The sequence below is a fragment of the Delftia sp. JD2 genome, from assembly GCF_001682645.1.
GTDB classification, from domain to species: domain Bacteria; phylum Pseudomonadota; class Gammaproteobacteria; order Burkholderiales; family Burkholderiaceae_C; genus Comamonas; species Comamonas acidovorans.
The window spans coordinates 1-7,744 of record NZ_LFJT01000113.1; the positions used below are offsets into that span (position 1 = coordinate 1).

The window sequence follows — 7,744 nt, forward strand, 5'->3', positions numbered from 1 at the left end:
AAAAAAAAAGAAATGCCGGAGCGAAGCGAAGTGCTTTTTTTTTTCTTGTGGGGGGCAACGCCCCGGCCCGTCGGGCGGAACGCACGACCTCCCTAGATTAACGGTCCCTGCGAAGCAGGGATGTTTCCGGGAGGGGGGTGGGGTAGCGCCAGCTACCCCAAACCACTCCCGGGAACAAGTTAATGTAGGGAGGTCGTGCGCCGCAGGCGCAGGACGGGCCCCCCGAGGACCCCCACCGAAGGATGGGGGGCCGCTGGAGTCATTGCCACAGCAATGACGTGAAGGCAAAGGCTTAGAGCGGCCCTCCGGCCGCCAAAGCCTGCGCAGGTGATGGAACATCACCGGAGTGTATCACCGGAAAGTAACATCGGGAAAGCGCCGCTATCGCGGCAATTTTCCGATGTTACTTTCCGGTAGCGAGCAAAGAGGCACCACGAAGTGGGGCCCGCAGCGAAGCTAGCCAGGCAAAAAAAACAGGGGCGACTGCCCCTGTTTTTTCTGCCTGGCGTGGAGATTACTCCGCAGGAGAAATCTCCTTCAGGTCGCTTTCGACCTGAGAAATGAAGCGCTGCAGCGCTTCAACGCATGGCTCCGACCAGTCGACCTGGTAGCCTTTTTCCTTCACTTGCGCGTCCAGCTCTTCGATCTTTTCCACCATTTGCACTGGCAGTTTGACCCCAAATTTCCGCGCGCTGCGTGCGCCTTTTGCCTTCAAAACCTTCATTTCGTCCTCACTTTACGTTGACTTGAGCACCGCTCTTGCTGTCTGCAGAGCTATTGCCTTGGCTGTCTATCGACTTGGATTTTTCCGCCTTTGCAGCGATCGTCGAGCGCAATGATAGCTCAACCATCCTTCCCGAAAGTGCACCGTTTCCATACCACAAAACACTGTTTTTTGTGATGTAAAACCCGCCTCCTTCGTTTGCATATCGACCATTAGGCCCGGTAAATTGAACTCCCTTAACACCAGATAAATCGGTAGTAAAATGTGCCGCTTTGTTTTTTTCCAGAGCCTGTTGCCAAGCTGAATCTATGGTGTCTATCTCCATATTTTCCCAGGACTTGACGATCATTTGCCGCGCAATTTCCGGATCTTCAAGCATCTTTCCGGACAGCTTTGCAGCAATTTCCGTGAATATTATATTCGTGAAGTCGCATTGATTCACGATTGCATTTAGATAACCTATCAGAATCTGCTGATCCTTTCGGCTTTGTGGGTTCACTTCCCAACCATTAGAAGGCTCATTGCATGAGATAAAACGGCGTTCATACACCCGTCTTTTTGCAAGTTCCGTCATGCCTTTTACGTCTTTTTTCCTAAGCAAATCCATAAATACGGCATCCGTTTGCTTCTCCATCTGAGCATAAATAGATGGATCAGACTCCATCTGTTTTAACAAATCTTTTAGATTTTGCTCAATTGAGTTCGGAGCATAAAGATCGGTTTGAGCATCCGTTTTCCGCTGCTCAAATCCCGACCCTTGGACAAACCGCATCGAGAATGCTTCACCAATCAGAGCAGCCGCCGGTATTTTTACTGCTGTTTCAGAAGATGATTCAGCAGAAATTGTTTTCTTTTTTCCAATTTCGACGCTTGTTTTATTTCCCGAAGAAACATCGCTTTCGGCACTAACTCCAGCACCGTTATCAGAACAAGCCGCCAGCATCAGTGCTGCACCAACAATCAAAATTATTTTTTTCACCTCAAATACTCCAATATTGGGGAACAAACCTCAAGTTACTTTTGTGCGCTCCGGGGATTCCTCGGCTTATATCCCCTTCCCATTCAGGAGGGCTTGAAGCGCAACCGACCAACGTAACCAAAACTGAGATAAGTAGAAATTTCATTTTTCATCCTTCTTTTTCGGCGTCAAAAACTCGTCTACCCCTTGCCTTACTGCAGCTCTCTGATCCTCCGATGCGCGCTCTTTTCTGCTTCTTTCCGCTTCAGCTATGCGCTGTTCAGCGTCTTTCTCTCTTATCAAAGCGCGCTTTTTTCCTTCCGCGTCCCCGGTGATGTTTGCAAAGTCCTTATCGAAACTCGCACTTTCTCTTTCATGCACAGCCTCTTTTCTATCTATCCTTTGCTCCACATCAGCATCTTTATGCATAAAAAGCCATGCTGCAAAGAGGCCAGCCGGAATAACTAAAGCCATTAACGCCGGGGGAAAAGTCATATCCATTCGTCCGCTTGTTGAATTTCAGAACCTTTTACGGCACAAATTTTAACATTTTCAGCGCGTTTTTCCACTGAAATATTGCACACCTGAGCGAATCCCGCGAGGCCCAATCCATAAATTACGCACACTGATTTAGGAAGATTCAGCATCATGTTTTCATCCACAAAATATCGTTCCGCCTGCCTGATTGAGCGGTCGCCTTTTACCTTTTCAGTGAGAACGACGTTCTTAGAAATGCTCCTGGTTTCGTCATCAACAAGAATTGTTCCAGACATCCGAGCCAGCCACTCGGCGGTTATTGGGTCATTGACCTGGTAACAGATCTTCACCTTGCAGTTCTCGACCACAGCGCCCACCACAGCATCTCCGTCGAGTCCCCCAACGTCGCGCAGATCGGCTAGTGACTGGTGCGCTAGCACCACGTGAACGCCCTTATCTCTAGCTGCTCCAAGTGCTTCTAGAGCACTGCGGCTGAGGTGGTACTTCGACTCATCCAAGATGATGGCAACGGGCCGAAGGTCGCCCCGTATCCGATCCCGTCTTTCGGAGATCTGCAACAGGCGGACAAGGATCATCTTCTGCAGGCGAACGATCTTTTCAGCTCGCATGTGGCCGATCACGTAGCAGCTTCCGCCCTCCTGGATGATCTTCATAAAGCTGGCGCCCTGGCCAGGCGCGGCATTGGCAGCCGCCACCTCTCCCAGCTCGCGGAGCTTGCCCCCGAGCTTCGGTGCATGCTCGTCCAAAATCTCGGCGTTCTTTTGGTACGCCTGGGCGGCGGTCAAGCCCTCAGCGGCGATCTGTCGAGCAATGATTGCAGAGTATTTCCGATCTGCGATGGAGTAAAAATCCGCCGCCGTTCCTGTGTCGGAAAAACCAAATCCGGCAATGAAAAGTTCTTCAATTTCGTCCACCGTTGCCCCGTCGAAGATATTGAATTGGGGCGCTGGCTCGCGAAGGTTTATGAAGTGGTGATTTGCATTCGCTTGGCGGGCCGCATCGGCAAAAACATGGGGCGCCCACGCGTCATCCTTTGGATCCAGAAAAAATACAGCCTCGCCTTTCTTGATCCACTGCGAACCAAGCACGGCAAGAGCGACCCCTTTTCCCGCGCCCGTGGTGCCAACCACCTGAATGTGGGGCATGGCTGGGTAAGCCTTTTTTTCCAGGTAGACGGGCTTCCGCTTCTCATCCAGTCCGATAAAAACGCCATCTTCCTTGAAATATTTCCCAGGAACGAACGTTTTTTCGGGGTCTGGAAGATGCCTTTTTATCTCGCGTACGTCGGTTTTCCTGTTTCGCTCTGCAGCGGTTTTCTTTGTAAAACCCTGTCCAAGTCTTTCGAGCATGGGCGGAATCTTGCGAAGTGTCCAGATTCCAAGCCACACGCCGGCGCCCATAGATGCACCAAAAACAGCAAGATACTTCACCTCTGGTTCTTTCCCCAGCCAGCTAGCAATGAACCACGCACCTACCAGAGCTCCGCCAAAAACTGATATTGACGCCCAAAACTGGCGCTTTTCTTCCGCTTCTTGCTTCCCTGCATCTAGCATAAAGACCCATGCTGCTCCGCATGGAATACCAGCCCAAAGCCACATTTTTTCCAGCAGTTCCATCAACATTTACGACCCTCTTACGTGCAAAAGATGGAATATTCTAAATATTTCGGACAAAAAAAAAGAGCCGAAAAGCTCAGTTTTCGGCTCTTTTTCAAGGAAAAATTTGCTATCTCTTCGGCGTGAAACGCTCCACCAAAAGCTCACGCACTTCGTCGGCAATCTTGGTCCCCCGTTGCGCAGTCTGCATCTTGATTTCACGATGCAAAGCCGCTGGAATGTCGATTGTTAGCCGCTTCATCGCCTCGCTTTCCGCTCTACTTTCGACCCATTTATCTGCAGCCGCGGGCGTTGCTTCGGTGCGTGCGCTGGGCTTTGTTCCGATAGAAATTTTCTTCGTTGTCACTTTGCGAACTCCATCAACTCGACGCGCAAGGCGTCGATCTCTGCGGCCGCCTGGCCGTCCTTCTCCAGCTCGAAAACTGCTCTGCCTTGAGCCGCAGCTTCTGCAAACAGGACGCGCTGAGTGATCGACGCCACCAGCACCGGCAGCGCGTATCCGGCCAGCGCTTCCCCGACGTCTCGACCAATCGCCGTATTTGCGATTTTACGATTTACCACAAAAGCGGCTTTCTGGTTTTGCTTGTAGATGCCCGCTTCCTGGATGAGCTTTACCACCTCGTCAGCGGCCCAAATGTCATAGGGGGAGGGCTGCACCGGGATCAGCACTAGGTCAGCGGCCATGATCACCGAGCGGGCCAGATCCGTGACCCGTGGCGGGCCGTCAATGACGATGTGGTCATAGCCTTGGCCGATCTGCGCAATCTCCTTGTGGACCGTCGGCCGGGGAAGCCCGACCACCGAGAACAGGGGTTCACCTTCACGAGCTGCTGCCCAGTCCAACGCGCTCCCCTGGGGATCAGCATCAATGAGCATCACCCGCGCCCCGGTCGCCGCCATGCTCGCGGCAAGGTTCACGCTGAGCGTGGTTTTCCCAACGCCCCCCTTTTGGTTAAGCACCCCAATGATCATTGCCGTCCTTCCGTGTTTGCGGTTTTACGATTTTACAGAAAAGCGCTTTTCAATCAACGCCTGAACCAATCAGGAGGCAGGCCAGGCCCTGGACGTGTCACCGTTCGCGCCAGGGCGGGCCGTTCGCGCGGACGCCGGCCCTGGTTACCTCTCCACGGCCGCAATAGGGGGCGTGCGTAAGCACTGCGCCTTCCCCGCCTGGATAACTCACCTGCCCACACCCCAAGGGTGTGGACAGCCCTACGGGTACGTGAGTTACCCGGGCTCGACACTGACGCCCTACGGTGGACAAGCCTACGGCTTGCCCACGCTTCGGTTGCCCTAACGCCCTACGGTGGACAAGCCTGCGGCTTGCCCACGCTCCGGTTGTGCTACCAATTTTCCAAAAATTTCGGAAGAGAAAACAGCCGCTCGCCCCCTTCCCTTTGGGAGACAGGTAGCAGGTGCCCGAGCTGCGAAGGCAGCTCAGGGGGCGCAGCCCTGGGGGTCGGGGGGCAGCATGCCCCACGCGGGGGAGCGCCATAGGCGCGGGCCGGAGGCCGGGGGGAAGGCCGCGAAGCAGGCCCCTTTGCTCGACCCCCCTTAGGGGGGTCTCGATATGGTTCCTCGATCGTTCGATAGATCATAAGAAGGGCCGAGCTTTCAAGTCTTATGAATCAAAGACTTAGCAGCGCCAGAGGATCACAGCTGATGATCCGTCAGGGGATCACAGCTGATGATTCTTTGCTTTCCTATTGCAGTCAGTTATGATTGCACTGCGATCACAAATGAACCCCTGTGCGGCTCAGAATTTGAGCATGGAGCGATCAAGAATGACACTGAAACTAAAGGCGGCGAGTGGGGCACCGATCACCCAGGTGATCCAGCCAGGCCAGGCACATTTCGCCATGGTCGAGAAGACAGCGCTCTACAACCTCGATGAGCTAATGCGCCAAGACATGCAGGCCGCCCGCCTTATCGTCTCGCTCATCCGCCTCATGGAGCCCGGTTCCGGGGGCGTAGTGGTCATTTCCCGGGCCTCTATGGCCGAACTGCTAGGGGTGTCCCTCCCAACGGTTCAAAGGGCCCTCAAAACGCTTGTAGATGGCCATTGGGTGCACCGGATCAAGATCGGCGGCGCTTACGCGTTGGCCGTCAACAAGGCCGTCGCCTGGGTCGGCCCACGCGGCCAACTCGCCCACGCTGTATTCAGCGCAACCGTTATCGCGTCCCGCTCTGAGCAGGACGCCGTTGCTCTCGATCCTGGCACGCTCCGGCAGATCCCCACTGCCTACCCTGGGGAAGCGGTTTTGCCTTACGGCGCCGAACCCGAGCCGCCAGCACAGCAGAGCTTAGACGGGGTGCCCCATGCCGTTGCAACGCAAGGGGGCACCCCCTAATTCACGTCGTCTTCGAGCCGAAGAATCGGCCAGGCTTAGCCCGTGTGATGGGCGCGCTTTGCGCGCCTGGCCAGCTCGAATGTCCCGATTGAGGGAAGGTCCCTAAGGGGAATTTTTCTTAGCAGTTGCGTGTAGTTGGAATACGCCCGCTCGATGGACTCAGAGGCTTCTTCTTCCGCATCAAAAGTCACCACGTTATCCCCGTGTCCCCGTTTGTGCTTGACGGAGTTCCTAGGGCCATTCATGCGGTCTAAACAATACTTTTTCAGGTCCTCGGCTTCCCTCTTGTCAGCGGGGCATGCAAGATGCGAAACAAGTTCATGAAAACTATCGGCCGCCGGCTGGAGGTCGTTCTCCGGGGCACGAAGGTAAACAGCTAGTACTTCCTCTGCTGCGCCGGCCAGGTGTAGAGCCGCGTAGTACCCTTCGCCCGAGACATAAGCACGAATCGCCCAATCGAGCAGCTCGACCGCAACTTCATATTTTGGTGTGCTGTCAGTGTGCATCAGCTCTCCGCCTTCTGAGACGGCCACGAACCAGCAGCATAGAACTCAAAGCACGCGTAATGCTCGGGCTTCAAGGCAATCTCGGTCCCCCGGATAGTTACCGAAGGAAAAGCATTAAAAATCCGCTGCAGGCCCCTAGCTAGTTTTTCCGAGCTGCACACATAGTGGACGGCTCCGATAGTTCCTGCTTTCCGCATCTGCAGATACTCGGCAATGATGGCTTGATAGCGCTTCGGAGTCTTCACGCTTCGCTCGACCTCGACCGCGATACGCCGACCGCCCAGCGTCACCACGCCATCCGGCACTTTCAGCCAAGGCGAGGCTCCCCCCGCCTCTTTTGCTTTCGCCGCTTCACGGCGAATAAAGCGTTCTGCCTGCCACGCAGTACCTCCAGCATTCTCTGCCGCGATCCGTGCCCTCTGGACGGCTAACGTGTGCTGAACTGTCGTTTCGCTTACGCGTGGATCAAAAACCGAAAGTGGGTCCTCCCCGTCATCCAGATATTCGATCTGGCCCATAAGGCTGATGGACCAAACACTAGCGCGGCCGACTGCGTGCCGATCTAGCAGCCCATCCCTCTGCATAGCAGTCAGCGCCTTAAAGGCGGTGGCTGGGGTACAGCCCAAGATAAGGGCGGCGGTCTGATAGTCGGTATACACCTCGGCTTTAAGCCAGGACACCAAGCGGGCTCTTTTGGCCCCTACCCTAGCGGCAATTTCGGCCCGAGATTTCAACAGGTTAGACATAGAGCTGAAGCCAAAACGATCATGGATGCACAGGCGCGAGCCTGGGCGGGGGAGCCGCGTCAAATGCCGCCCCCCCGCGATGCCGTAGCGAAGCGAAGTGCGGGGGGGCGGCATTTGAAGCGGGGGGCACGCGACAGCGGCCCCCGGTGCAGGGCGCGCCCTGCTGGGGGGCCCGTCGATTTTTTCCCACGTCAGCGAAGCGTGTGGGAAAAAGATCGATGGGGGCGAAGCCAGCGGTGCAGGTGCAACCTGCTGGGGGGAGCCGCAAGAAAAAAAAAAGAAATGCCGGAGCGAAGCGAAGTGCTTTTTTTTTTCTTGTGGGGGGCAACGCCCCGGCCCGTCGGG

Annotated in this window: 9 protein-coding genes; 1 reads left to right on the forward strand and 8 read right to left on the reverse strand. The window is 55.0% G+C overall.

The features are described from left to right. Positions 1-514: 514 nt before the first annotated feature. The 6 genes from ACM14_RS31915 to parA form a co-directional block, all read right to left on the reverse strand. A complete protein-coding gene (locus ACM14_RS31915) occupies positions 515-724 on the reverse strand; it encodes a hypothetical protein (protein ID WP_139093527.1) in 210 nt (69 codons plus the stop codon). Between the two features lie 7 nt (positions 725-731). Continuing rightward, entirely contained in the window at positions 732-1,703 is a 972-nt protein-coding gene (locus tag ACM14_RS31920; RefSeq protein ID WP_139093528.1) for a membrane lipoprotein lipid attachment site-containing protein, read from the reverse strand. 141 nt (positions 1,704-1,844) lie between these two features. After that, positions 1,845-2,177: a hypothetical protein gene (locus ACM14_RS31925; RefSeq protein WP_139093529.1), complete on the reverse strand. Its 333-nt coding sequence runs from the start codon at positions 2,175-2,177 to the stop codon at positions 1,845-1,847. Beyond that, positions 2,174-3,802, reverse strand: coding sequence for a type IV secretory system conjugative DNA transfer family protein (locus ACM14_RS29810; RefSeq protein ID WP_084027465.1), 1,629 nt, complete (start codon positions 3,800-3,802; stop codon positions 2,174-2,176). The genes ACM14_RS31925 and ACM14_RS29810 overlap by 4 nt, the downstream gene beginning before the upstream one ends. A gap of 103 nt (positions 3,803-3,905) precedes the next feature. Next, entirely contained in the window at positions 3,906-4,142 is a 237-nt protein-coding gene (locus ACM14_RS31020) for a hypothetical protein (protein WP_084027466.1), read from the reverse strand. Then, positions 4,139-4,768, reverse strand: a complete 630-nt coding sequence (gene parA / locus ACM14_RS29815; RefSeq protein ID WP_065348138.1) for a ParA family partition ATPase — start codon at positions 4,766-4,768, stop codon at positions 4,139-4,141. The genes ACM14_RS31020 and parA overlap by 4 nt, the downstream gene beginning before the upstream one ends. Positions 4,769-5,580: 812 nt before the next feature. Between parA and ACM14_RS29820 the strand changes: the two genes are divergently transcribed. Further along, positions 5,581-6,147 (forward strand): helix-turn-helix domain-containing protein, encoded by a 567-nt coding sequence (locus ACM14_RS29820; RefSeq protein ID WP_065348139.1) that lies wholly within the window; start codon positions 5,581-5,583, stop codon positions 6,145-6,147. Positions 6,148-6,182: 35 nt separating this feature from the next. Here ACM14_RS29820 and ACM14_RS29825 read toward each other — a convergent pair whose 3' ends face one another. Both ACM14_RS29825 and ACM14_RS29830 read right to left on the reverse strand, forming a co-directional pair. Then, the gene (locus ACM14_RS29825) at positions 6,183-6,653 is read right to left on the reverse strand and encodes a hypothetical protein (RefSeq protein WP_065348140.1); all 471 of its coding nucleotides are present in this window, start codon (positions 6,651-6,653) and stop codon (positions 6,183-6,185) included. Then, positions 6,653-7,171, reverse strand: a complete 519-nt coding sequence (locus ACM14_RS29830) for a hypothetical protein (RefSeq protein WP_139093530.1) — start codon at positions 7,169-7,171, stop codon at positions 6,653-6,655. Before ACM14_RS29830 ends, ACM14_RS29825 begins: the two co-directional genes overlap by 1 nt. Positions 7,172-7,744 lie beyond the last annotated feature (573 nt).